We start from the raw sequence: 23,811 nt of genomic DNA, 5'->3' as shown, positions 1-23,811 counted from the left end.
ACGCGGGCCGCGCCTGGCCGCCGGTGGCCGCCGCCCTCCTCGACGACGTTCTTCGCCCCGCCGTACGCGGCATGTCGGGCGAGGCCGTCGCGGAGGTCGAGGCGATGGTGGGACGCACGGGCAGCAGCGGCCGGGCCGACGCCTTCCGGGACTGGAACCGTGTCAGCGCCCTGGGGCGGCTGGGCCGCCGGATCGCGGGGCGGGTGCGGCGGGGCTGACCCTCACGCCGGCACGACGAGGAACTCGGGTCCACAGGTCCGCGAGCCACCGCTGTCCCAGCAGACTCTCGGCGGGACGCTCGCCCGCGAGGTCCAACAGCGCGACGGAGCCTCGACAGCACTGCCGCCGGGCCCCGCCGCGTGAGAAGGCGAGGTCAGCTGGGCTGGTCGCCGGTGTAACGGTAGATGTTCCCGCCGGAATTGACGCCCCATGCCGTGCCGTCGGCGGCCGCGCCGATGTCACTGAGGGACCCGGCGACGTTCTCCCACGGTTCGGCGTCGTTGTTGGTGTAGCGGTAGATCCCGCCGCCGGAGTTCACGCCCCAGACCGCGGTTCGGGAGCCGACGGAGATCCGCGACAGCGAGCCGCTGATCTGCTTCCAGTGCGTGGAACTCTCGTCGCCGGTGTAACGGTAGATGTTCCCGCCGGAGTTCACGCCCCACACGGTGCCGTCCGCCGCGACGCCGATGTCGCTGAGGGACCCGGGGATGTTCTCCCACGGGTCGGCGTCGTTGTTGGTGTAGCGGTAGATCCCGCCGCCGGAGTTCACGCCCCACACGTTGGTCCGGGACCCGACAGCGATGCGGGACAGCGAGCCGCTGATCTGCTTCCAGTGCGTGGAACTCTGGTCGCCGGTGTAGCGGTAGATGTTCCCGCCGGCGTTGACACCCCACACGGTGCCGTCGATCCCGGCCCCGATATCGCTCAGAGCGCCGGGGACGGAGACCCACGGCTTGCTGTCGTTGTTGGTGTAGCTGTAGATCCCGTCGCCGGAGTTGACGCCCCACACGCTGGTCCGGGACCCGGCGTCGATCGCCTTCAGCGACCCGGAGATCTGCTTCCACTCAGCCATGTCGAACCCGTTCTTCTTGCCGGATGTTGCAAGGAGGTATTTGGCAGGCGAGCAGTGACTCCAAACGGTTCAATACCCCGATCAGTAGCCCAGATCATCTGAAAAGCGATGTTTGGTTTGACGGGGCCTCCGCGCGGCCGGGCAGGTGAGCCGGCCGTCGGCAAGAGGGTTGGCCAGAACGCTGTGCCGCCCACGGGGGATCGACATCACAGCCGCGGTGTGCTGCGCGCCGACCAGGGCCGTCGGCCGCTCGGCCCCAGGCCGCGTGAATGGATGCCCGGCGCGTGGACGGATACCCGGCCTTCCAGCTTCCTACCGTCAGCTCCCTCGCCCCGGTGATCACTCATTCGGGTGCCCCATGGCCAGTACGTGGCTTCGGCCCCGCCGGCGTGATCATGATGGATCCACGTCGAGTTGGGGCTGAACGGCCAAGGGCGACACCCGTGCCGCGCCCAGAGCGCCGGGAGCGACGCCATGAAGGCTTCCGGGACCGTGGACGCGCGTGACCGCGTCTCCTGACTCGCGGCCCAGGACAGGAGTCCTGGGCGAAAGCCGATGCAGGGAAATGTCTGTGCACCTCACCCCACACGAGCAAGAACGCCTGATGATGCATGTGGCCGCCGACGTAGCGGAGAAGCGCCGGGCCCGCGGCGTGCTGCTGAACCACCCGGAGGCCATGGCGCTGTTGATCGTGCATGTTCTCGAAGGGGCCCGGGACGGCAGGACCGTGGCCGAGCTGATGTCGTCCGGCCGCAAGGTGTTGGCGCGGGAGGAGGTCATGGAGGGCATCCCCGAGATGATCGAGAACGTGCAGGTGGAGGCCACGTTCCCCGACGGGACGAAGCTGGTCACCATCCACGGCCCGTTCCCGGAGGCGGGCCAGGACGAGGAGCCGGCCACCTGCCCGGGGAAGGTCGACTTCTCCCCCGTGGACGAGGACGAGGTGGTGATCTTCAACGAGCGCAACAGGCAGCTCGGCCAGGTGACGGAGCTGATGGTCGCCAATCCGACCGACCGGCCCGTCCAGGTCGGCTCCCACTACCACTTCGCCGAGGCCAACGACGGCCTGGAGTTCGTCCGCAAGGAGGCGTGGGGCAGGCGTCTGAACGTCCCCGCCGGCAGTTCGGTGCGCTTCGAGCCCGGCATCACCGAGAAGGTCCAGCTCGTACCCATCGAGGGGGCCCGGGTGGTCCACGGTCTGCGCGGCAGGATCGAAGGCCTGCCCGAGAAGGTCAACGGCTCGCTCGACATGGTCAAGGGTTCGTTCGACGAGGAGCAGATGTGAGTACCACCGTTCAGTGCCCCGACTGCTCCTGCTGTCCGGAGGAGCCGACGGCGTTCGATCCGTTGACGCGACCGGCCTATGCGGACCGGTTCGGGCCGACGACCCGTGACCGTATCCGCCTCGCCGACACGGCGCTGAGCGTCAAGATCGAGGACGACTGGTCGGGAGGCCCCGGCCGCAGCGGGAACGAGATGGTCTTCGGCGGCGGCAAGGTGATCCGCGAGTCGATGGGTCAGTCCGTCGTGCCGCGCGACCCGGCGAAGGCACCGTCCGGGAAGTCGGCCGACCCCGCGACGGCGAGTCCGCCGGACACGGTCATCACGGGTGTCGTCGTTCTGGACCACTGGGGCATCGTCAAGGCGGATGTCGCCCTCCGCGACGGGAACATCGTCGCGCTGGGCAAGGCGTACAACCCCGAGACCATGAACCCCCTCCATGAGGGCGCGGAGCCTCACAACGGGATCGGCCCCCGGCCCACCGACTTCGTCATCGGTCCGGACACCGAGGTCATCTCGGGCAAGGGCAGGATCCTCACCGCCGGCGGGATCGACACACATGTCCACTTCATCTGCCCCGACCAGGTCCGCGAGGCACTGGCGGCGGGTGTCACCACGCTCATCGGTGGCGGTACGGGCCCGGCGGAAGGCAGCACGGCGACCACGGTCACGCCCGGCGCGTGGCACGTCGACCGCATGTTCGAGGCACTGGACAGCTCACCGGTGAACATCGGGCTGCTCGGCAAGGGCGCCACGATGTCGAGGGAGTCGATGCTCGCCCAGGTCGACGCCGGTGTCCTCGGTCTGAAGATCCACGAGGACTGGGGCGCCACACCGGCGGTCATCGAGCAGTGTCTGGAGGTGTGCGAGGAGACCGGGGTCCAGCTCGCCCTCCACGCCGACTCGCTGAACGAGGCGGGGTTCGTCCAGGACACCATCGACGCCATCGGCGGCCGCTCCATCCACGTCTTCCACGTCGAGGGCGCGGGAGGCGGCCACGCTCCCGACATGATCAAGATGGTGAGCGAGCCGAACGTGCTGCCCGCCTCCACCAACCCCACCCGTCCGCTGACCGTCAACACGGTCAAGGAGCACTTCGACATGGTGATGGTCTGCCATCACCTCAACCCGAAGGTCGAGGAGGACCTCGCCTTCGCGGACTCCCGGATCCGGCCCTCCACGATGGCCGCCGAGGACATCCTCCATGATCTCGGCGCCATCTCGATCATGTCCTCGGACGCCCAGGCCATGGGCCGCATCGGCGAGATGATCATGCGTACCTGGCAGACAGCGCACGTCATGAAGGTCCGCCGCGGCTTCCTGGAAGAAGACCGGCCCCGGGACGAACCGGAGACCGGACCGAAGTCCGAAACAGCACAGGCCGGAACAGTGCGGGCCGGAACGGCGGCGGACACGACCCCGGAGGCCCGGCCGCCGCTGGCGGACAATCGGCGCGCCCGCCGGTACGTCGCGAAGTACACCATCAACCCGGCTCTCGCCCAGGGCATCGACGCCGTCGTCGGCTCCGTGGAGACCGGAAAGCTGGCCGACCTGGTCCTGTGGGAACCGAAGTTCTTCGGGGTCAAGCCCCACCTGGTCATCAAGGGCGGCCAGATCGCCTACGCGCAGGTGGGCGACGCCAACGCGTCCATCCCCACCCCCCAGCCCGTACTGCCCCGGCCCATGTGGGGCGCCACCGGCCTGGCGCCCGGCTCCCTCTCCTACAACTTCGTCACCGAACGGGCCATCGGGAACGGCCTGGCCGAGGACTCCAGGCTCAACAAGCGGTTCAAGGCGATCACCGGTACGCGCGGCGTCAAGAAGGCGGACATGAAGGAGAACCACGCCACCCCGCACGTCCGCATCGATCCCGACACCTACGACGTCATCATCGGCGGAGCGAAGGTGACCGACGTGACGACCTTCGTCGACGGCCACATCGTCGACCGCGCGTACGTGTCCGAGCTCCCCATGGCCCAGCGCTACTTCCTCTTCTGAGCCTCACGGAGCGCAGGGAAGCCGGCCGTCGAGCAGAGGAATGAAGAATGAACCGTGCCGCGCTGCTCATCCTGACCGACGGGCGGTTCCCGGCCGGCGGCCACGCCCACTCGGGCGGAGCCGAACCGGCGGTCGCGGCCGGCCGGATCACTGACGCCGGGACGCTGGAGGAGTTCTGCCGGGGGCGGCTGCACACAGCCGGGCTGGTCGCGGCGGCGCTGGCCGCCGCGGCCGCCGCCGGGCACGATCCCCTGGTCCTCGACCAGGCCGCCGACGCCCGTACCCCCGTGGCCGCTCTGCGTGACACCGCTCGCAAGCTGGGCCGGCAGATGATGCGAGCGGCCCGCGCCACGTGGCCGTCGGCCGAGCTCGACGCGCTCGCGGCGGCCCGGCCACGGGGTGTACACCAGCCGGTGGTGCTGGGCGTGGCCGCCCGGTCGGCCGGGCTCGATCCGCTGGACGCCGCCTACGCGGCGGTGTACGAGACCGTCGGCGGGCCGGCCACCGCGACGGTCCGGCTGCTGAGCCTGGACCCGTTCGACGCCACCACCGTGCTCGCCCGCCTGGCACCGGAACTCGATCGCGTCGCCGCAGTCGCCGCCGAGGCAGCGCAGCGCCTCCCCGAAGAAGGAGTCGATGCCCTGCCCGCGGCCTCCGCGCCGCTGCTGGACATCAGCGCCCAGCAGCACGCCACCCGGCCCGCACGCCTCTTCGCCTCCTGACCCCGCAACGAGTCACGACGAGTCACGACGCCAGACCCGACACAAGGAAACCGGATGCACCTCGACCACGACCTCGACGAGAAGTACCCGCACCGCCACACCTACAGCGCCCCCGCCACCGAGCGCCCCGACGGCACCCGCCGCGCGCTGCGGATCGGCCTCGGCGGCCCCGTGGGCTCCGGCAAGACCGCCACCGTCGCCGCCCTGTGCCGGGCCCTGCGCACCGAAGTGTCCATCGCGGTGGTCACCAACGACATCTACACCCGCGAGGACGCCGACTTCCTGCTCCGGCAGGCGGTCCTGCCGCCCGAGCGGATCCAGGCGGTCGAGACCGGCGCCTGCCCGCACACCGCGATCCGCGACGACATCTCCGCCAACCTCGAAGCCGTCGAGGAGCTGGAGGAGACGACCGGCCCGCTCGACCTGATCCTCGTGGAGTCCGGCGGCGACAACCTCACCGCCACCTTCTCCAAGGGACTGGTCGACGCCCAGATCTTCATCATCGACGTGGCCGGCGGCGACGACATCCCCCGCAAGGGCGGCCCCGGCGTCACCACCGCCGACCTCCTCGTCGTCAACAAGACCGACCTCGCCCCCTACGTCGGCTCCGACGTGGAAGCCATGGCACGCGACGCCAAGGCCCAGCGCGGCGACCTCCCGGTCGCCTTCACCTCCCTCAAGGAGGAAGGCGGCGTCAAGCCCGTCGCCGACTGGGTACGCGAACACCTCACCGACTGGGCCACGGGCTCCGCATGACCTCCGCACCCGCACTCGCCGTGCCGGCGGGCCGCAGCACGGCCGGCGTCGGCGTACGAGCCACGGCCCGCATCACGGCCGCAGGCAGGGGCGGCGGCACCGTCCTGCCCGTTCTCGACGGCGACGGCCCCTTCGAACTCCGGCGTCTGCGCTCACGGGGCACCGAAGCGCGGGTGTGCGTCGTCGGGGCCATGAGCGCTCCCCTCGGCGGCGACCGCCTGCGCATCGAGGCCACCGCCCAGCAGGGCGCCGCCCTCCACGTCACGTCGGCGGCCGCGACCCTCGCCCTCAGAGGCCCCACCACCGCACCCGCCACCTATGACGTGCACCTGGCCGTGGCGGACCACGCGGAACTCCGCTGGCTGCCCAAACCCCTGATCAGCGCCGCCGGCAGCAATCTGCGGCAGACCTGGACGATCGACCTGGCCCCCACCGCACGGCTCGTCCTGCGAGAAGAGCTGGTACTCGGGCGCACGGGCGAACCACCCGGCCGCGTGACCACCAGGCTCACCGTCCGTCGCGGCGGACACGTGCTCCTCGACCAGGAAGCGGACTACGGACCGGGAGCCGCCGGCTGGGACGGCCCCGCCGTCCTCGCCCATCACCGGGCGACCGGCCAGATCCTCGTCGTCGACCCCGAGTTCGACGCGGAACCACCCGCCGTCCGGGCCCTCGCCGACACCCCGCAGGACGGACTGGCGGTCCTCACCCCCCTCGCGGGCCCCGCCGCACTCGTCACCGCCATCGCCCCCGACGGCCTGCGCCTGCGCCGCCTCCTCGACGCGGCCCACACCACCCGCTCGTCCCGCCCGTCCCGCTGAATCGGCCAGCATCGCCGGCCCCGTCCACGCCCACCGGTGGCAGTCGACGGGGTCGATCGGCCCCCACCCCTGGACGGCTGCCACTCGTCGGCCTCGGACACTCAGTACAGCAGGTCCAGTTCGGCGCGGACCGTCTTGCCCGGCGGCTGGCGGTCGAGTACCGCCCAGCGGTCGGCCAGGGCGTCCACGATCAGCAGCCCGCGCCCGCTGTCGGAGCCGTCCTCCGGCGCGGTGAGTTCACCCGGGCCGGGCGGCCTGCACTCACCCCGGGTGTCGGACACCTCGATCCGCAGGAGACCGGGCGTTTCCGGGTCGCCGGGCAGGTGCGAAAGGCGCAGTTCGAAGTTGCGGCCGGGGACACGGCCGTGGGTCGCCGCGTTGGCCGTCAGCTCGCCGATGATCAGGGCCGCCGACTCCGAGGCGTCACTGAGATACGGGATGCCCCAGGTGTGCAGCTTGTGCAGCCCGACGCGGCGGGCGAGCCGGGCGCCGCGCGGATCCGCACCGAATTGACGGTTGAACACACGTACGGTTATGGCGGGTTGGGTCTTCGTTGGCGCTTCCATGCCCCCAGACTCCGGGCCCCGGACCCTCCTGTACCAGGTCAGCTACTCGTACGCTGAGTCAGCGTACGGGTGCGAAGGGTAGACGGTACGGGTCACATTCCGTGAGCATGGACGGGTCGCGAACCAGGACAGGCGCATGGGGAGGTGGCCGTACATGACGCACGGCACAGATGGCATCGACAGCACCACGTACGGGACTTTCGGCAACGGCGGCGGCCGCAGCGGCACCGAGCCCGAATCGCAGTACAGCCTCAAGGTGTTCGGAGAAGTGGTCAAGGCCTGCCGCAGGCGGGCCGGGCTGACGCAGGAACAGTTCGCCCCGCTCGTCGGGTACTCGATCGAAACCGTCGCCTCCATCGAGCAGGGACGGCGCTTCCCGCCACCGGACGTCGTGGAGCGCGCCGAAGGGGTGCTGGACGCGTTCGGGGTGATCCGGGGCGCGGCAAAGCATCTGACGCGTCGGAAGGGGCTGGCGAGCTGGTTCCGGCAGTGGGCGCAGCTGGAGCTGGGGGCGCTGAGTCTGTACACGTACGAGTGCCGGTTGATTCCGGGGCTGTTGCAGACACCCGCGTACGCGCGGACGCTGTTCACCGACCAGTTGCCGCCGCTCGGTGACGAGCAGATCGAGGCCCAGCTCGCGGCTCGGCTGGAGCGTCAGCAACTGCTGCGGAACCGGCCCAACACCTCCTTCAGTTTCATCCTCGAAGAGCATCTGTTCCTGCGGGACTTGGGCGGCGAAGAGGTCACCAGGGAGCTGCTCGACCATATCCTCGACCTGTCCGAGCTGCGCAATGTGGACATCCAGATCATGCCGCTGGTACGGCATCACCACGCGGGGCTGCACGGGCCGATGCAACTGCTGGAAACGCAGGATCACCAGTGGTTCGGCTACCTGGAAGGGCAGGAGCACGGACAGTTCGTCTCCGACCTCAAAGTGCTCAGCGCACTCCAGATGCGGTGTGCCAGTATGCGTTCACAGGCTCTCTCGTTGGACGACTCCAAGAGCCTGATGCGGCGGATGCGAGGAGCGAGATGAGCACCACACCCCTGGCCTGGTTCAAGAGCAGCTATAGCAGCGGCTCCGGCGACTCCTGCGTCGAGGTCGCCCTGGAGTGGCACAAGTCGAGCTACAGCGGCGGCTCGGGCGACGACTGCGTCGAGGTCGCCGCCTGCCCCTCCACCGTCCACGTCCGCGACTCCAAGATCGAGGAGAGCCCGCAGCTCGCCGTCGCCCCGGCCGCCTGGACCCCCTTCCTCGCGTACGCCGCCCGGGGCTGAGCGAGCACCCGGGACCCCTTCAGCCATTCTGATGCGCGCGGGCGGACCGCTCACCCATCGCGCGGGACCTCGGCGGAGCGCACATCGTGCTGGACCACCGTCCCGAGATCGACCGGGGGCGCGTCCACGAAGCCGAGGCGGTGGAAGGCGTCATGCGCTTGTCGCATGAGATGTGGGCGTCCCTGCCGGCGCTCATGGAGGCGATCGCCACGTCTCTTGAAACCTGCCGGCCGCTCAACGGCAACATGCCGGTGGTGGACGAGGAGCAGAGGCTGAACTGGGACTGAATGCCGTTGCGCAATGACCGGGCCCTGTATCGATCATGACGCACCAGGCATTGCGTCGGCCTTCCGTTCGGCGGCTGTTGTGGGCGTACCCGCCCTGCCCGGGTCCGTCCACGGCCTGACCGCCGCAGAAACCTACTGGCTCAGCAGACCCGAAGCCGCCCGGCACCGGAAAACGATGGAGCGCCCGTTGCCGAACAGAACGCTCATTCAGACGGGCGGCATCAGATCGCTCTCACTGATGGTGTACGTCAGAAGGGGGTAGGTGAAGTCCGTTTCCTTGTTCTCACGGCGCCGCAGTCGGTAGAACTCGTTCCTCTGCTCGTCGTCGGCCGCCATGAGGCGCGCACCCTGCGGAAGGTAGGCATGTCCGTCGTGAAACCGAACGCGGGTCTTTGACGTTCGGAACGTCACACCCAGCCATTGGTTGTCCGCCGCTCGGCCGGGCGCGTCCAAGACGATTCTGTGCTTGAGTCGCCGATTCGAGTCGACAGAGAACGCGACAACACTGTTGTGGGCGAGAGGGATCTCGAACTTCTCGCCATCGGCCCCCTCACCGGATCCCTTTGATGCGAAGATCAGCTTCCTCGGCGGGCCCGCTTCGGGATGCTGGTAGCAGGAGAAGACGGCGATGTACGAGTCGTCGGCCAGATCCAAGGCTTGGTCGGAATGAAAGCCCATGGTGGTGTAAGCGCTCGTGTAGCTCTCGATGAGGGCGTTGTTGAATCCGACCGAAAGCTCGGCACGTTCCTGAATCTGTTGCGCCAGCCGCTCGTGCACTGCCCGGAAACGCTGCGTCGGGCTGCCGTATCGAGTGGTGGTACGGACAAGAGGCACATCACCCGTCTCGTCGATCCTGGCCAGTGTGGCGCCTCGTCGGCCTTTTCCCACGTCTTCCAGGCGAGCCGACACCGACAGGTCCGCGAAGAGATCCTCCTCGGCCGGCAAGGCGCACGAGAGGATCGCGTCCGAGATCCTAGACCCGGGGGGCATCGTAGTCCCCCGAGTTCATGCTGAAGAGAAACCTGTCGCCGTAGTCGATGAAGGACGAGGTCCTGTTCTCCTCGGCGTACAGCCTGCGCAGATCGTCCATGCCGTCCTGTGTGGGCGGCCCCAGCTTCACCGGACCGCCGGCCGCCTTGAGGAAGGTGTGGCCGTCCTTGTGAACGGCCTCGGCGCTCGAACAGCGCACCACGTATCCCAGGCGGATCGGGAGCAACTCGGCGTCCAGCGCCGAGGGCCGGATCTCGTGCGTATACAGGCGGTTGGTGGACAGTGGCATGAAGAACACGGAGCCGGGATAGAGCGTCAGGGTGAACTGCTGAGGGAGCGCGGCCTCGTCGCGGCCTTCTGTCGGCTCCTTGAGGCGAAAGCGGAGTCTGGTCAGCCCGCTGGCACGCTTCACGCCGTAGTCGAAGGGGTCTCCGGCCAAGGGCTCCAGCTTGTCAAGCCCGTCGTAGAAGGTGCAGAAGGCCATGATCCCGTGGGCGGGCATGTCCTTGGTCTTGTCGGCATGGGCCGAGATCTTGGCCTTGGACTGCTTGCGCTCGGGCGTGGCAAGGGTGTTGCGGTAGATCTGAGCGAGGACGTGATTCAGCGGCGCCTGGTTCCGGAAGACGGTGGCGGCCTCGCGGTTCAGCGACTCGACGATGTGGGTGTCGGTCGGGCGAAAGCTCTCGGTCGGCCCGGAGAAGTTCGTGGAGCACCGGAGCAGGCGGAAATGCAGTGCGTCACCGTCCTGCGTGACGGGCGTCAGATAGATTCCGCTGCGATGGGCCGTTCCGGGCTTGGTCGACTCCGTCAGGGACTGGAACGCGTGCTCCGCGCTGATCCTTCCGAAGTGATCGGCGTCGAGCTCGAAATAGCTGCGGTAGTACACGCCGGCACCGTGCACGCGGAGGGGAAGTCGGCCGACGCCGACGACGGCCCAGCGTGCGTCGACGCCCTCGTCGTACCCGTGCGACAGCTCCCGGACCACGAACACCCGTTCAGCCGCACGCAGTTGGCGGCCGCTGATCCCGGATGTGTCGCCGCACAGGTAGACGGTCTTCTCTGCGAGGTCGGGCGAACCAGAGGCAAGCTGCTCCGGCGTGATCGTGGCCCCGAAGAAGTCCCTGACCACGTCGTCTTCGTGCAATACCGAAGGGGCGACCAGGACGTTGCTCGCGTCCTCAATGCGGGCTTCTGGTACCTCTGTTGTATACATCGGAGTCGATGTTCTCACGGGGGATCGACAGCGGACAACGGATCCTCGCACGGGAGGCGCACGGGCGGCGTACGGAGCTGCGCGCTGCCCCGGGTAGGGCTGACCCGAAGGCCGATTCGGGGGCCACCCCCACTGAACTCCGACGCGAAAGACGGTGAGATCCCCTCATCACACATTTCGCCGAGGAGGTCCTTGATGCATTCAGCGAAGCCGCGAGCGTGGAAGAGGAAGAGGACGTTACGACGGAGCATGCCCGCCGTCACCGCAGCGGTGCTCACCACGCTCGTCGTCTCGGCGGCGGCCCCGGCGCCCGGGGACACGCGGCAGAAGCCACGCGCCGCCGAAGGCCCGGTGTGGACCGGAGCATGGGGTGCGGCCGTGCAGCGGCCCGTCGAGGGCAGCGAGGACTGGGGGCCCAACTGGTCACAGCAGGGATTCGCCGGCCAGTCCGTACGCCAAGTGATCCGCGTCGCGACCGGCGGCTCCACGTTGAGGATCAGGCTGTCCAACGCGTACGGCACCACGCCGCTGCGGATCACCGCGGCGACCGTCGGCCGGTCCGCCGGCGACGCCCAGGTCTGGCCCGGCACTGCACGGAAGCTGACGTTCGGCGGAGCCCGGGGCACCACGATCGCCCCGGGACGCGACCTCGTGAGCGATGCCGAGGCCCTGCGCACCTCCCCACTGGAGAAGCTGACCGTCACGCTGTACTTCGCCGACCGCACCGGTCCGGCCACCTTCCACCGGTTCACCACCGCCACCTCGTACCGCGCCTCCGGGCGCCATCTGGCCGACGCCGGGGACGCCTACACCGCGTCCACACACGCCTGGTACTTCCTGAGCGGTGTGGAGGTGTCCGGCCCGGCCTCCCCGAGGCGCGGCACCGTGGTCACCTTCGGGGATTCGCTCATGGACGGAACAGGGGCCGCGCCCGGCACCGACACCCGCTTCACGGACAAGCTCGCCGAACGCATCGTCGCCGACCGCCGACCGCTGGACGTGGTAAACGCCGGCATCAGCGGAAACCGGATCCTCGACGACTCCCCCTGCTATGGGGACAAGGCCACCGACCGCTTCCGGCGCGATGTCATCGACCGCCCCGGCGTACGCACGGTGATCGTCCACCTGGGTGGCAACGACATCGTCGCCCCCGAGCTGGGCGACCCCTGCATGGGCTCCGCACCCCACGTGACCGCCCGCCGGATCATCAACGCCCACAAAGCGCTGATCCGCGCCGCCCACGCCCGCGGCATCAAGGCCGTCGGCGCGACCATCCTGCCCATGAAGGGCGCCCGCTTCCCCGTCTACAGCGAGCGGGGCGAGAGGACCCGGACCGCCGTCAACCACTGGATACGCACCAGCGGCGCGTACGACTCCGTCCTCGACGTCGACCGAGCCGTCGCGAACCCCGCCGATCCCGCCCTGCCGCGCCCCGGCTACGTCTTCCCGGACGGCGTGCACCCCAACGAAGCCGGGTCCCACGCCATCGCCTCCGCCATGGATCTCGACGCGCTCTGAAGCCGTCACCGACCGGGGGAAGGCCTCCCGGTCCGTGCGCCGGTGCCGGGCGGGTAACGTAAAGAGGTACTGACTGATTGACTCATGGGCCTCCTGGCGGGCTGCGTGAACCCAGGAGGAGCAACATGACGACCAACCGTGGACGCAAGGACGTCATCCGTGACCGGATGGCCGCCACCGGCGAGTCGTACAACGTCGCCGCCCGCAATCTCAAGGCCATGAAGGACATGGGCGCGACCCGCGAGGCCGTCCTCGTGCAGCGCTGGAAGCCCGCCGACTCCCTCGACGTGCCGTGTCCGTGCGGCGGGACCTGCGAGCCGGGCGAGGTCTGCGACCACTGCCACGCCCGCCACCGCCACGTGAAGCGCTACCCGGGCTCCACCACCGAGGTCGAGACCTGGGCCGACCGCTACGAGTGCACCGGCTGCTCCTCCTCGTACACCCTGACCATCCACCTGGCCGGGCGGCCCTGGGGCGTCGCGGAGACGGTCGTGCGGGGCGGGTCGGCCGAGGAGGTCGTACGGGCCCGGGTCTTCCCCGGCGTGATCCACCCGCTGCTGCGGTCCGAAGCGGCCGAGAACGGTGGCGACGGCGAGGGGTGAGCCCCCGCCGCAGGAGTGACAGCACAGTGCCCCCGCCCCCTTGCGTACGCGGAGGGGGCGGGGGCACTCGGCCGTGCGGGCTCAGCTCTCGTCCGGCGCCAGCGTCAGCGAGATCGAGTTGATGCAGTAGCGCTGGTCCGTGGGGGTCGGGTAGCCCTCGCCCTCGAATACATGGCCCAGGTGCGAGCCGCAGCGGGTGCAGCGCACCTCGGTGCGGACCATGCCGTGGGCGCGGTCCTCGACCAGCTCGACCGCGTCGGTGTCCTTCGGGTCGTAGAAGGACGGCCAGCCGCAGTGCGACTCGAACTTGGTGTCGGAGCGGAACAGCTCCGCCCCGCAGGCCCGGCAGGAGTAGACGCCCGCCGTCCTGGTGTCGGTGTACTCACCCTTGAACGCGGGTTCGGTGCCGGCCTGGCGCAGCACCGCGTATTCGGCGGGGCTCAGCTCCGCCCGCCACTGCTCGTCCGGCTTCTCGACGTCGTACGACACGTCCCGCTCCTCAGCTCGACAGGTGATCGCTGGACAGGTGGTCCAGGATGCGCGGGCCGAGGTCGGTGACATCGCCCGCTCCCATGGTGAGAACGAGATCGCCGGGCTTCGCCATTCCCGCGACGGCGGCGGGGACGTCGGCCGGGTCGTGGACGGCGGTGACCTCGGCGCCCGCCGCCTTCGCCGCGTCGACGATCAGGGCGCTGGTGATGCCGGGGATCGGGTCCTCGCGGGCCGGGTAGATGTCCAGGACCACGGAGGCGTCGGCCAGTGCGAGGGCCTGGCCCATCTCGGTGCCGAGCTCCTGGGTACGGGAGAACAGGTGCGGCTGGAAGACGACCAGGATGCGGGCGTCGGCGGCCGCGCCGCGCATGGCCTCCAGGTCGGCGGTCATCTCGGTGGGGTGGTGCGCGTACGAGTCGATGACCTGCACGCCCGCCGCCTCGCCCTTGAGCTGGAGGCGGCGCTTGACCCCGGTGTAGCTGCCGAGCGCGGAGGCCAGGTTGTGCGCCGGGATGCCGAGGGCGACCCCGGCGGCGAGGGCGGCGACCGCGTTGTGGGCGTAGTGACTGCCGGGGACCGAGACGGTGAAGGTCAGGAACCTGCCGTTGAGCAGGACCGTGACCTCGCTGGTCAGACCGCGCGGGGTGACCTTGTGGACGCGGACGTCGGCGTTCTCGGCGGAGCCGTAGGTGACGACCTTGAGGTCGGAGAGGTCGCGGACCCGGCGGGTCAGCTCGACCGCGCCGGGCTGGTCGGCGGAGACGACCAGGGTGCCACCGGGGACGACCTTGCCGACGAACGTCTCGAAGGAGTCGTAGATCTCGTCCATCGAGGCGTAGTTCGCGTGGTGGTCCAGCTCGACGTTGAGGACGATCGCGACCTCGGGGTCGTACTTCTGGAAACTGCGGTCGCTCTCGTCCGCCTCCGCGACGAAGATGGACCCCTCGCCGTGCGTGGCGTTGGTGCCGGGGCCCTCCAGGTCGCCGCCGATGGCGTACGAGGGGGCGAGGCTCAGCGAGGAGAGGGCGACGGCCAGCATCGACGTCGTGGTCGTCTTGCCGTGGGTGCCGGCGACCGCGATGGCGCGCAGGCCGTTCATCAGGGAGGCCAGCGCGTCGGAGCGGTGCACCACGGGGATGGACAGCTCGTTCGCCCGGAGCAGCTCCGGGTTGTCGGCGCGGATGGCGCTGGAGACGACCACGCAGGACGCGTCGTCGGCCAGGTGGCCCGCCGCGTGCCCGATGTGCACGGTCGCCCCCAGCGCCCGCAGGGACTCGGCGGTGGCGGACTCCTTGGCGTCGCTGCCCGCCACCTTCGCGCCGCGCTGGGCCAGGATCTTCGCGATGCCCGACATTCCGGCGCCGCCGATGCCGATGAAGTGGGGTCGTTCCATGGCGGCGGGAATGCCGGGTGCCATCTGTGCTCCTGCGTGGTCGCTGCGGTTCGGACTGCGGCCGGGGGCCGACCCGGACCGCGGGCCCAGCCTATTCGCTGTGCGCGAAGAGCTTGAGCACCGGGACGCCCACCTTGTGCCGGGCCCGGGAGGCCCAGTCGCGGTGGAAGAACTCCTCCACGTAGTGCGGGGCGGTCAGGACGATGACCTCGTCGGCGCCCGCCTCCTCGACGACGGTCGTCAGTTTGTCCAGGGGGTGGTCCTCGATCACTTGTCCGACCGCTTCGGAGCCCGCCTCGCGCAGGGCCCGCAGGGAGTATTCAAGGCCGATCTCGGCGGGTTCGCGGGCCTCGTTGCCCTCCGGCTCCTCCCCCTCCCTGACCGCTTCCTTCAGTTCCCCCATCGCCACGTCGTCGATCGCGCGCAGCAGCACATCGGCTTGGTCGCCGCGCGGCTGCAACAGAACGACGAACGAGATCCGCTCCTCGCCGTGGAGGGTGGTGACGAACTCCACGTCCTCGGGAGTGAGCGGCTTCTCGATCATCAAAACGCTTGTGAACACGACAGGCGCCCTTCCGCTTCTTCGTCTCGTCGACGGCCGGCTCGACCGTCGACGGTCGTTTGCTGAAACCATCCTTCCCCGCGCTTCCACGGGGACTGCAGGGGTAAGTGTGCCCAGCCGAAGCTAAGCGGAACGGTAAATTCCGCTAACTGTCAGTCCGACGGTACCGAGAGAAGAGGAAACCGGCCTCTTCCAGCAGCGATGCCAGGAAAAAACGTTCCGGCACGGCGCCCCCGGGCCCCCCGGCGATGCGCTGAGCGTCACCCGCTGTGAGCATCGGGGAGAGCGTCAGGCACAGCTCGTCCAGCACACCCGCCGCCACGAACTGGCCGAGCAGCCGGGGGCCGCCCTCGGTGAGCTGCCGGGTCAGCCCCCGGCCGGCCAGCTCGCGCACGGCGCGGGCCGGATCCACCCGGGTGCCCTCACCCGCGATCACCACCTCGGCGCCCGCCTTCCCGGCCGCCGCGATCCGGTCGTCGGGGGCCCCGGCGCCGGTCACCACGAGCGTCGGGACGAGCGGCTCGGTGAACAGCGGCAGCGAGAAGTCCAGGTCCATCGAGCCGGTCACCACCGCGACGGCGGGCGCGGGGCCCTGCCCGGCCGCCGCCCGCCGCCCGGCGAACGCCTCGCGGGCGCGGGCCGGACGGTACCCCTCCAGGCGTACGGTCTCGGCCCCGACGACCACCACGTCGGCCAGGCCCCGCAGGGTGCCGAAGATCCGCATGTCCGCCGCGCAGGAGATGCCCTGCGAACGGCCGTCGTGCTGGGCGGCCCCGTCGAGGGTGGAGACCATGTTGGCGCGCAGCCAGGGTGCCCCGGCCGGGAGGCCGGTGGGGTAGGCGTAGGCGTCCGCCAGCTCGTCGAGGGTCCACTCGCGGTCGGTGAGCGGCCGGGACGGGTCCTCGTCTCCCACAGCGCTCTTTGTCAGGTCCGTCACAGGGAACAGGCTTCGCATGGGGTGCAGTCTGGCACGGGCCTTAGGGTGGAGAGTTGTGTCGTCATCCACCGCGTTTCCGGGGCAGAGCCCCCTTGCCGAAACAGCCCCGCTGTCCCTGTGCGCCCGTGAGCCGCACGTCCCCGCAGACCGTCTGGTCGCCGAGATGGTGCCGCCGCCGCGCTTCGACTCGGTGCGCTTCGACACGTACGTACCGGACCCGAACCAGCCCAGCCAGAGCGAGGCGGTCACGGTCCTGGCGGGCTTCGCCGCCGGGCTCGGCGGGGCGCACGCGACGGGTTCCGGGCGGCGCAGGTGGTTCAGCAGGAAGCCGGCCGCTCCGACCGGGCCGCGCGGGGTCTATCTGGACGGCGGCTACGGCGTCGGCAAGACCCACCTGCTGGCCTCCCTCTGGCACGCCACGCCCGCCGAGCCGTCGCTCAAGGCGTTCGGCACGTTCGTGGAGCTGACGAACCTGGTCGGCGCGCTGGGTTTCCAGCAGACCGTGCAGACGCTGAGCGGGCACCGGCTGCTGTGCATCGACGAGTTCGAGCTGGACGACCCGGGCGACACCGTGCTCGTCTCCTCGCTGCTCCGTCGGCTCGTGGAGAACGGGGTGGCGCTCGCCGCGACCTCGAACACGCTGCCGGGCAAGCTCGGCGAGGGCCGGTTCGCCGCCGTCGACTTCCTGCGCGAGATCCAGGGCCTGTCCGCGCACTTCCGCCCGCTGCGCATCGACGGCGAGGACTACCGGCACCGCGGTCTGCCCGAGGCCCCGCCGCCGTACGACGACGAGCAGGTCACCCGGGCCGCGTACGCCACGCCGGGCGCGTCCCTCGACGACTTCCCCGGGCTGCTGGAGCACCTGGCCCGGGTCCACCCGAGCCGGTACGGCGCACTGACCGACGACATCGGCGCCGTCTGCCTGACCGGGGTGATGGCGGTGCCCGACCAGTCGACCGCGCTGCGCCTGGTGGTGCTGGCCGACCGGCTGTACGACCGGGAGGTCCCGGTGCTCGCCTCGGGGCTGCCCTTCGACCAGCTGTTCAGTGACGAGATGCTGAACGGCGGGTACCGGAAGAAGTACTTCCGGGCGATCTCCCGGCTGACGGCGCTGGCGCGTGACGCGAAGGGGCTGGTGGCGCAGTAGGTTCGGGGCGTGACGCAACGGGACACCGCGCGCTGCGATGTGTCCCGTGTTATCCCGTACCACCGCACACCGCGTACAACCGCACATCCCGTACAACCACGCACACCGTTCGAAGGGATCCAGCATGGCTACCACGCGTCAGGCGCACACGAACTGGGAAGGCAACCTGATCGAGGGCAAGGGGGTCGTCACCTTCGACTCCTCCGGCATCGGTGACTACCCCGTCTCCTGGCCTGCCCGCTCGGAGCAGGCGAACGGAAAGACCAGCCCCGAGGAGCTCATCGCCGCCGCGCACTCCAGCTGCTTCTCGATGGCGCTCTCCCACGCGCTCGCCGGGGCCGGCACCCCGTCGACCCGGCTGGAGACCAAGGCCGAGGTGACCTTCCAGCCCGGCACGGGCATCACCGGCATCCACCTCACCGTCGTGGGCGAGGTGCCCGGTCTCGACGAGGACGGCTTCCTCAAGGCCGCCGAGGACGCCAAGGCGAACTGCCCGGTCAGCCAGGCGCTGACGGGCACCACGATCACCCTGTCGGCCTCGCTGGCCTGACGCCGCTCGGACGGCTGCTCCCATCAGGGCCGTCCCAGCAGCAACACGGGGCGCGGGGGCACGCATGGTTCCCCCGCGCCTCTGTGCGTGCTACACACGTGCGGGTCACTTCACCTGTTCGCCAGCAGGGAGTCACCTCATGTCAACCGCACCCCGCCCCACCGCCACCCGACGCCAGGTCCTGGCAGGCAGCGGCGCAGCCGCCGCGGTCGCCTTCACGGGGTACTTCTCCGAACTCTTCGCCGGCACGGCGGCCGCACGCGGCCACGGCGGCTACGGCCCGCTCGTCCCCGATCCGGACGGACTGCTCGACCTGCCGAAAGGATTCCGCTACCGGGTGCTGTCCCGGGAGGGCGAGCCGCTGCGCTCCGGCGAGGGGCCGGTGCCGGGCAACCACGACGGGATGGCCGCCCTGCGCGGCCGCAACGGACGGATCCACCTCGTCCGCAACCACGAGAACCGGCACACCGCCGAGATCGGCGTACCGACCGTCGAGGGGCTGACCTACGACCCGGCGGCCAAGGGCGGCGTGACGTCCCTGGAGCTGGACGGTCGCAACAGGGTGCTCGGCGAGCGCGTCGCCATCGCCGGTACGGCGGTGAACTGCGCGGGCGGGCCCACCCCCTGGCGCACCTGGCTGACCTGCGAGGAGAACGAGGACAAGGCCGGGACCAACGGGTACACCAAGGACCACGGCTTCATCTTCGAGGTGGACGGCGCCGATCCGCGCCGCACCGGGGCCGTCCCGCTGACCGCGATGGGCCGCTTCCAGCACGAGGCGATCGCCGTCGACCCGAGGTCCGGGATCGTGTACGAGACCGAGGACGCGTTCGACAAGCCGTTCGGGCTCTTCTACCGCTTCCTTCCCGAGAAGCCGCTCGGCGGCACCGGTTCGCTCCGGGCGGGCGGCGAGCTGGAGGCGATGCGGGTGCCGGGGGTGTCCGACCTCTCCGCCGTCCGGGAGACCGGCACGCGCTTCGACCGGATCGAGTGGGTTCCCGTGCCCGATCCGCCGGCCGCGGAGACCCCGATCCGCTTCCAGGACTTCGGCCCGAAGGGCATCACGCACGCGCAGAAGCTGGAGGGCTGCTACTGGGGCGACTCCTCCGTCTACTTCGTCTCCAGCTTCGCCCGCAGCGACGAGGGATCGGCGGCCGACCACTACGGCCAGGTCTGGCGCTACGAGCCGAAGAAGCGGCGGCTCACCCTGGTCGTGCTCTTCGGCCCGGACACCGACATCCAGCTGCCCGGCGAGTCCCCCGACAACATCTGCCTGGCGGCCGACGGCGGGCTGATGGTCTGCGAGGACGGCGGCGGTGCGCAGCACGTGCTCGGGGTGACGCGGCGCGGCGAGGTGTACGCGATGGCGCGCGGGCGGCAGAACATCGGGACGCCCGAGGAGCCGGCGTGGGGTGAGTTCGCCGGGGTCGCCTTCTCGCCGGACGGCTCGACGATGTACGTGAACTGCTACACGCCGGGGACGACGTTCGCGGTGACGGGTCCCTGGTGCTGAGGCTGAGGCTGAGGCTGAGGCTGCTCTCCACCACTCCGCCGGGACACCGGAGCGCCCCATGAAGATATGACCGCCATGTCGGATATTTTCCGTGAGTGATCACTACTGCACGGAAGATGACGACTCTGACGGTCGCGGGGGTGCTGACCGGTGCCACCCTGGCCGGGTGCGGGGGCCCTGCCCCCGCACCCGCTCCCCCGCCCGCCCCCGCGGCCTCCGCCTCCGCCGCTCCGGAGAAGCCGCCCACGATGGCCCCCGGCCCGGCGGGCCGCACCCCGGTCTTCGAGCGGAGGCCGACGGGCGGGGGTGCGGCGGGCCGCTCGGCGGAGAAGGTCGTGGCGCTGACGTTCGACGCCGACATGACGGCCGATCAGGGCCCCCGGGCGGCCTCGGGCGAGCGTTTCGACAACCCGGAACTGGTCGCGTCGCTGCGCCGGCTGAAGGTGCCCTCCACCGTCTTCATGACCGGGCGCTGGGCCGAGGAGTACCCGGCGCAGGCAAAGGCCATCGGCACGGATCCGCTGTTCGAGATCGCCAACCACTCCTACAGCCACTACGCCTTCAGCGCCCCCTGCTACGGCCTGCCGGTGGTCGAGAAGGCCGCGATGACCCGCGATGTGGAACGTGCCTTCACGGCGATCCGGAAGGCGGGGGCGCGGAACGTGGTGCCGTACTTCCGCTTCCCCGGCGGCTGCTACGACGACACGGCACTGCGCGCGCTGGGCCCGGCGAACGTGACGGCCGTGCAGTGGGACGTGGTCAGCGGCGACGCCTTCGCCACGGACGCGGACGCCGTGGCCGAGCAGGTGCTGGACGGGGTGCGGCCGGGGTCCCTCGTGGTGATGCACTGCACCCGCAGCGCGGCCCCGGCCACCGAGGCGGCCGTACGCCGGATCGTGCCGGAACTGCGCGAGCGCGGCTACCGGTTCGTGAAGGTGTCGGAGCTGATGGAGGACAGGCCCTGAGCGTCGGCACAGCGGCGTCGGCACAGCGGCACAGCGGGGGAAAACCGGGTGCGACTGCCCTCACCAGCCCCATACGCTGAGTGAACAGGACACATTGCCCTCGGAGGAGTCGACCGCTTGCAGGCCGCAGTAACCGTCACCCCCACCCAGATCCCGGACCTCCTTCTGGGCCTCGCCACCGTCCGCCCGGTATTCCTCTGGGGCGCTCCCGGCATCGGGAAGTCCTCCCTGGTGCGGAAGTTCGCCGAATCCCTGGGCCTGGAGTGCGTAAGCCTGCTGGGCACTCAGCTCGCCCCCGAGGACCTGATCGGCGTTCCTCAGATCCGCGACGGCCGCTCCGTGTTCTGCCCGCCGGAGGCAATCGCCCGCGACGAGCCGTACTGCCTCTTCCTGGACGAGCTGAACGCCGCGACCCCGGATGTGCAGAAGGCGTTCTACTCGCTCATCCTCGACCGCCGGATCGGCAACTACGAGCTCCCGGCAGGCTCGATCGTGATCGGCGCCGGCAACCGCGCCACCGACAACGCCCTGGCACGCCCCATCGCCTCCGCACTCGTCAACCGCCTCACCCACGTCCACCTGCGTGCCTCCGCCACCGACTGGCTGGTGTGGGCGGGCGAGAACGGCATCCACCCCTGGGTGGTGGACTACCTCGCCGACCGGCCCGACCACCTGTGGTCGCAGCCGCCCAAGACCGAGGAGCCGTTCTCCACACCCCGCTCCTGGCACATGCTCTCCGACGCGCTGCACTCCTTCGGGCCGGCGCTGGACGAGGAGACACTGAAGATCGTGGTGCACGGGACGCTGACCCCCGCCCATGCCGTCTCCTTCTGCGGGTACGCCAAGATCGTGCGACACACCTACGGCATCGAGGCGATCATCAAGGGAGACGCCTCCTGGCCCCGCCGCGTCGAGGACCGCGACCTGCTCTACTACCTCGCCGAGGCGTTCCGGGGGCGGCTCGTCAAGGAGCTCCCGGCCCAGCGCGAGCATGCCTCGGCCGCCGTGCGCGAGACCTCCTACCGCGCCAAGTCGCTGCTCGTCCAGCTCGCCGAGATCTCCGTCGAGGTCGCCCAGACCGTCATCGCCGAGGACGCCGACGGCAACCCGGTGCTGCCCGCCTGGTTCCTGGTGGAGGCCGCCCGCGACATGCCGCGCCTGGTCGAGGCCCGGCGTTGAGCCGGTCCCGCAAGCAGGACACGGACCGCCCCGACCCGGCCGCCGAGGCCTTCGCCGCCGGCACCGCCCTGGTGCGCCGCAACCCCGCCCTCGCAGCCGTCGACGCCGACTTCGTCCGCGCCAGAGGCAATGCCGACGCCCCCGGCCAAGGCCTCGTCCGGGCGGACTCCAACGGACGGGTGCACGTCCACCCCACCCGCCGGGCCGAACCCGGCGAGTGGGCCTGGGCGCTCGCCCACGCCCTCCTCCACCTCGGCTTCGGCCACCTCCCCGCCGCCAAGGAGCCCCGCGAACAGCCCGACCGCTTCGCCCTCGCCGCCCGCTGCACGGTCGTCAACCGCTTCCTCGCCACCTTCCCCATCGGCACCACCCCCGACCACCTCCCCGAGAGCTACCCCGACGGCGACGAGGAGCAGCTGGCCGCCCGCTGGCGCAAGACCGGCGTCCCGGCCGCCTACGAGCGGTGCGGCACGGCGGACGGCGAACCCGACCAGCTCCTGGTCCAGTGGCCGCACCAGGACACCACCCTGCCCGACCGGCAACTCGCCTTCGCCTACGCCCTGACCCGTACGGTCTCCGCCGCGATGGACGTCGCGGGCGGCCGCCGGGACCGGCTCACCGGTGAGCGCGTCGCCCAGCGTCCCTGGGACCGCGCCCTCAACTGGTTCGTCTCCTCCTACCCGCTGCTCGGCGGCCTCGCGGCCGGACTGACCGTCGTCGCCGACGCCGAACTCGCCCGCGTGCACGCCATCTCCGTGGCCGCCGTGGACGCCACCGCCGGCGAGATCTACATCAACCCGCTCAAGCGGTTCACGGACGAGGAGTGGCGGTTCGTCCTCGCCCACGAGATGCTGCACGCCGCCCTGCGCCACGGCGGGCGCCGCGGCGCCCGCGACCCCTATCTCTTCAACGTCGCCGCCGACTACGTCATCAACGGCTGGCTGGTGGAGATGAGCATCGGCGCGATGCCCGAAGGGCTGCTGTACGACGCCGGGTTGAAGGGTCTGTCGGCCGAGGAGGTGTACGACCGGATCGCCACCGGGCTGCGGCGCGGCCGACGCCTCGCGACCCTGCGGGGCAAGGGCGCCGGCGACATCCTGGGCGAACCGCTGCCCGGCCGCACCGCCGACCCCGTCGACCTCGACGCGTTCTACCGGCGCGCCCTCGTCCAGGGCCACCAGCTGCACACCGACCGACAGCGCGGCCCGCTGCCGGCCGGACTGGTCCAGGAGATCCGCGCACTCGCCCACCCGCCCGTCCCATGGGATGCGCGACTGGCCCGCTGGTTCGACGAGTTCGTACCCCGACCCGAGCCGGTACGCAGCTACTCCCGGCCCGCCCGGCGCCAGGCCTCGACCCCCGACATCCCGCGCGCGGGCCGCTACTTCCCGCCCGAGGAGGTCGCCCGCTGCACCTTCGGCGTCGTCCTGGACACCTCGGGCTCGATGTCCGGCCCGCTGCTCGCCAAGGCACTGGGCGCGATCGCCTCCTACGCCGAGGCCCGCGACGTGCCGGCCGCCCGCGTGGTGTTCTGCGACGCCGCCGCCTACGACGCCGGATACCTGGCGCCGACGGAGATCGCCGGGCGGGTACGGGTCAGGGGGCGCGGCGGCACGGTCCTGCAACCCGGCATCGACCTGCTGCAGCGGGCCGACGACTTCCCGCCGACGGCCCCCGTCCTGGTGATCACCGACGGCTGGTGCGACGTGCTGCGGGTCCGCCGCGAGCACGCCTACCTGATCCCGGAGGGCGCGGGGCTGCCGTTCACCCCGCGCGGACCGGTCTTCCGGGTGCGCTGAGCGGCAAGGCCGCGAGCGCGCGGTAGCTCCGGGGCCCCGGCCGGACCGAGGACGTGACCGGCCAGGACGCGTCGCTCGACCTCGGCCTCAAGCAGAACGCGGGCCGGTTCGCGGCTGGTCCGCCGGGGGCCGCGCACGGGTTCCGCGCGGTCGCGAGCGGTGCCGGGCCT

General features: G+C 70.6%; 25 protein-coding genes. 17 read left to right on the top strand and 8 right to left on the bottom strand.

All coding sequences use genetic code 11. The features are described from left to right. Window positions 1–218, top strand: a 218-nt coding sequence (locus B9S58_RS36855; protein WP_146063588.1) for a GTPase-associated protein 1-related protein, incomplete at its 5' end; no start/stop codon positions are given. A 155-nt stretch (window positions 219–373) separates the two neighbouring features. Here the strand turns inward: B9S58_RS36855 and B9S58_RS36850 are convergent. Beyond that, window positions 374–1,072, bottom strand: a complete 699-nt coding sequence (locus tag B9S58_RS36850; RefSeq protein ID WP_103536185.1) for a tectonin domain-containing protein — start codon at window positions 1,070–1,072, stop codon at window positions 374–376. 571 nt (window positions 1,073–1,643) lie between these two features. On the opposite strand from B9S58_RS36850, the gene B9S58_RS36845 reads away from it, so the two are divergent. The 5 genes from B9S58_RS36845 (at window position 1,644) to B9S58_RS36825 (ending at window position 6,650) form a co-directional block, all read left to right on the top strand. After that, window positions 1,644–2,357 (top strand): urease subunit gamma, encoded by a 714-nt coding sequence (locus B9S58_RS36845; protein ID WP_181009581.1) that lies wholly within the window; start codon window positions 1,644–1,646, stop codon window positions 2,355–2,357. Window positions 2,358–2,419: 62 nt separating this feature from the next. Further along, window positions 2,420–4,351 (top strand): urease subunit alpha, encoded by a 1,932-nt coding sequence (locus B9S58_RS36840; RefSeq protein WP_258045256.1) that lies wholly within the window; start codon window positions 2,420–2,422, stop codon window positions 4,349–4,351. A 47-nt stretch (window positions 4,352–4,398) separates the two neighbouring features. Then, complete coding sequence (locus B9S58_RS36835) at window positions 4,399–5,073, top strand: urease accessory protein UreF (protein ID WP_103536182.1); 675 nt, start codon at window positions 4,399–4,401, stop codon at window positions 5,071–5,073. 54 nt (window positions 5,074–5,127) lie between these two features. Next, window positions 5,128–5,829 carry an urease accessory protein UreG gene (gene ureG / locus B9S58_RS36830; RefSeq protein WP_103536181.1) on the top strand — a complete coding sequence of 234 codons (702 nt, stop codon included), beginning with the start codon at window positions 5,128–5,130 and terminating at the stop codon, window positions 5,827–5,829. Beyond that, window positions 5,826–6,650, top strand: a complete 825-nt coding sequence (locus B9S58_RS36825; RefSeq protein WP_181009580.1) for an urease accessory protein UreD — start codon at window positions 5,826–5,828, stop codon at window positions 6,648–6,650. The genes ureG and B9S58_RS36825 overlap by 4 nt, the downstream gene beginning before the upstream one ends. 101 nt (window positions 6,651–6,751) lie before the next feature. Here B9S58_RS36825 and B9S58_RS36820 read toward each other — a convergent pair whose 3' ends face one another. Then, the gene (locus B9S58_RS36820) at window positions 6,752–7,216 is read right to left on the bottom strand and encodes an ATP-binding protein (protein ID WP_181009579.1); all 465 of its coding nucleotides are present in this window, start codon (window positions 7,214–7,216) and stop codon (window positions 6,752–6,754) included. Between the two features lie 154 nt (window positions 7,217–7,370). On the opposite strand from B9S58_RS36820, the gene B9S58_RS36815 reads away from it, so the two are divergent. The 3 genes from B9S58_RS36815 (at window position 7,371) to B9S58_RS36805 (ending at window position 8,781) form a co-directional block, all read left to right on the top strand. Continuing rightward, window positions 7,371–8,252 (top strand): helix-turn-helix transcriptional regulator, encoded by an 882-nt coding sequence (locus B9S58_RS36815; RefSeq protein ID WP_103536190.1) that lies wholly within the window; start codon window positions 7,371–7,373, stop codon window positions 8,250–8,252. Continuing rightward, window positions 8,249–8,494 carry a DUF397 domain-containing protein gene (locus B9S58_RS36810; protein WP_103536179.1) on the top strand — a complete coding sequence of 82 codons (246 nt, stop codon included), beginning with the start codon at window positions 8,249–8,251 and terminating at the stop codon, window positions 8,492–8,494. Before B9S58_RS36815 ends, B9S58_RS36810 begins: the two co-directional genes overlap by 4 nt. Before the next feature lie 86 nt (window positions 8,495–8,580). Continuing rightward, window positions 8,581–8,781, top strand: a complete 201-nt coding sequence (locus B9S58_RS36805; protein ID WP_258045254.1) for a hypothetical protein — start codon at window positions 8,581–8,583, stop codon at window positions 8,779–8,781. 207 nt (window positions 8,782–8,988) lie between these two features. On the opposite strand, the gene B9S58_RS36800 is transcribed toward B9S58_RS36805, so the two are convergent. Then, window positions 8,989–9,771 (bottom strand): hypothetical protein, encoded by a 783-nt coding sequence (locus B9S58_RS36800; protein ID WP_103536178.1) that lies wholly within the window; start codon window positions 9,769–9,771, stop codon window positions 8,989–8,991. After that, window positions 9,755–10,984: a hypothetical protein gene (locus B9S58_RS36795; protein ID WP_103536177.1), complete on the bottom strand. Its 1,230-nt coding sequence runs from the start codon at window positions 10,982–10,984 to the stop codon at window positions 9,755–9,757. The genes B9S58_RS36800 and B9S58_RS36795 overlap by 17 nt, the downstream gene beginning before the upstream one ends. A gap of 249 nt (window positions 10,985–11,233) precedes the next feature. Here B9S58_RS36795 and B9S58_RS36790 point away from each other — a divergent pair, with 249 nt between their 5' ends. After that, window positions 11,234–12,502 (top strand): SGNH/GDSL hydrolase family protein, encoded by a 1,269-nt coding sequence (locus B9S58_RS36790; protein WP_258045253.1) that lies wholly within the window; start codon window positions 11,234–11,236, stop codon window positions 12,500–12,502. Window positions 12,503–12,627: 125 nt separating this feature from the next. Then, on the top strand, window positions 12,628–13,104 hold the full coding sequence (locus B9S58_RS36785) for a hypothetical protein (protein ID WP_103536175.1): 477 nt from the start codon (window positions 12,628–12,630) through the stop codon (window positions 13,102–13,104). Between the two features lie 81 nt (window positions 13,105–13,185). Here the strand turns inward: B9S58_RS36785 and msrB are convergent, their stop codons facing one another. The 4 genes from msrB to B9S58_RS36765 all read right to left on the bottom strand — a co-directional run bounded on the left by msrB (window position 13,186) and on the right by B9S58_RS36765 (window position 16,506). Beyond that, window positions 13,186–13,593 (bottom strand): peptide-methionine (R)-S-oxide reductase MsrB, encoded by a 408-nt coding sequence (gene msrB, locus B9S58_RS36780; RefSeq protein ID WP_103536174.1) that lies wholly within the window; start codon window positions 13,591–13,593, stop codon window positions 13,186–13,188. Between the two features lie 10 nt (window positions 13,594–13,603). Beyond that, complete coding sequence (gene murC / locus B9S58_RS36775) at window positions 13,604–15,013, bottom strand: UDP-N-acetylmuramate--L-alanine ligase (protein WP_103536173.1); 1,410 nt, start codon at window positions 15,011–15,013, stop codon at window positions 13,604–13,606. A 67-nt stretch (window positions 15,014–15,080) separates the two neighbouring features. Continuing rightward, window positions 15,081–15,533, bottom strand: a complete 453-nt coding sequence (locus B9S58_RS36770; protein ID WP_181009578.1) for an indole-3-glycerol phosphate synthase — start codon at window positions 15,531–15,533, stop codon at window positions 15,081–15,083. A 163-nt stretch (window positions 15,534–15,696) separates the two neighbouring features. After that, complete coding sequence (locus tag B9S58_RS36765; protein ID WP_103536171.1) at window positions 15,697–16,506, bottom strand: pyrimidine reductase family protein; 810 nt, start codon at window positions 16,504–16,506, stop codon at window positions 15,697–15,699. A gap of 37 nt (window positions 16,507–16,543) precedes the next feature. Between B9S58_RS36765 and zapE the strand changes: the two genes are divergently transcribed. The 6 genes from zapE to B9S58_RS36735 all read left to right on the top strand — a co-directional run bounded on the left by zapE (window position 16,544) and on the right by B9S58_RS36735 (window position 23,641). After that, the gene (zapE, locus tag B9S58_RS36760) at window positions 16,544–17,635 is read left to right on the top strand and encodes a cell division protein ZapE (protein ID WP_103536170.1); all 1,092 of its coding nucleotides are present in this window, start codon (window positions 16,544–16,546) and stop codon (window positions 17,633–17,635) included. 124 nt (window positions 17,636–17,759) lie between these two features. After that, window positions 17,760–18,185 carry an OsmC family protein gene (locus B9S58_RS36755; RefSeq protein ID WP_103536169.1) on the top strand — a complete coding sequence of 142 codons (426 nt, stop codon included), beginning with the start codon at window positions 17,760–17,762 and terminating at the stop codon, window positions 18,183–18,185. A gap of 139 nt (window positions 18,186–18,324) precedes the next feature. Further along, window positions 18,325–19,698, top strand: coding sequence for an alkaline phosphatase PhoX (locus tag B9S58_RS36750; protein ID WP_103536168.1), 1,374 nt, complete (start codon window positions 18,325–18,327; stop codon window positions 19,696–19,698). 116 nt (window positions 19,699–19,814) lie between these two features. After that, on the top strand, window positions 19,815–20,663 hold the full coding sequence (locus tag B9S58_RS36745; protein WP_103536167.1) for a polysaccharide deacetylase family protein: 849 nt from the start codon (window positions 19,815–19,817) through the stop codon (window positions 20,661–20,663). A gap of 117 nt (window positions 20,664–20,780) precedes the next feature. Continuing rightward, window positions 20,781–21,842, top strand: coding sequence for an ATP-binding protein (locus B9S58_RS36740; RefSeq protein ID WP_103536166.1), 1,062 nt, complete (start codon window positions 20,781–20,783; stop codon window positions 21,840–21,842). Then, window positions 21,839–23,641, top strand: a complete 1,803-nt coding sequence (locus B9S58_RS36735) for a VWA-like domain-containing protein (protein WP_103536165.1) — start codon at window positions 21,839–21,841, stop codon at window positions 23,639–23,641. The genes B9S58_RS36740 and B9S58_RS36735 overlap by 4 nt, the downstream gene beginning before the upstream one ends. Window positions 23,642–23,811 lie beyond the last annotated feature (170 nt).

The sequence above is a fragment of the Streptomyces sp. SM11 genome, from assembly GCF_002910905.1.
Classification (GTDB): domain Bacteria; phylum Actinomycetota; class Actinomycetes; order Streptomycetales; family Streptomycetaceae; genus Streptomyces.
This window is presented reverse-complemented; position numbering and strand designations above follow the sequence as displayed.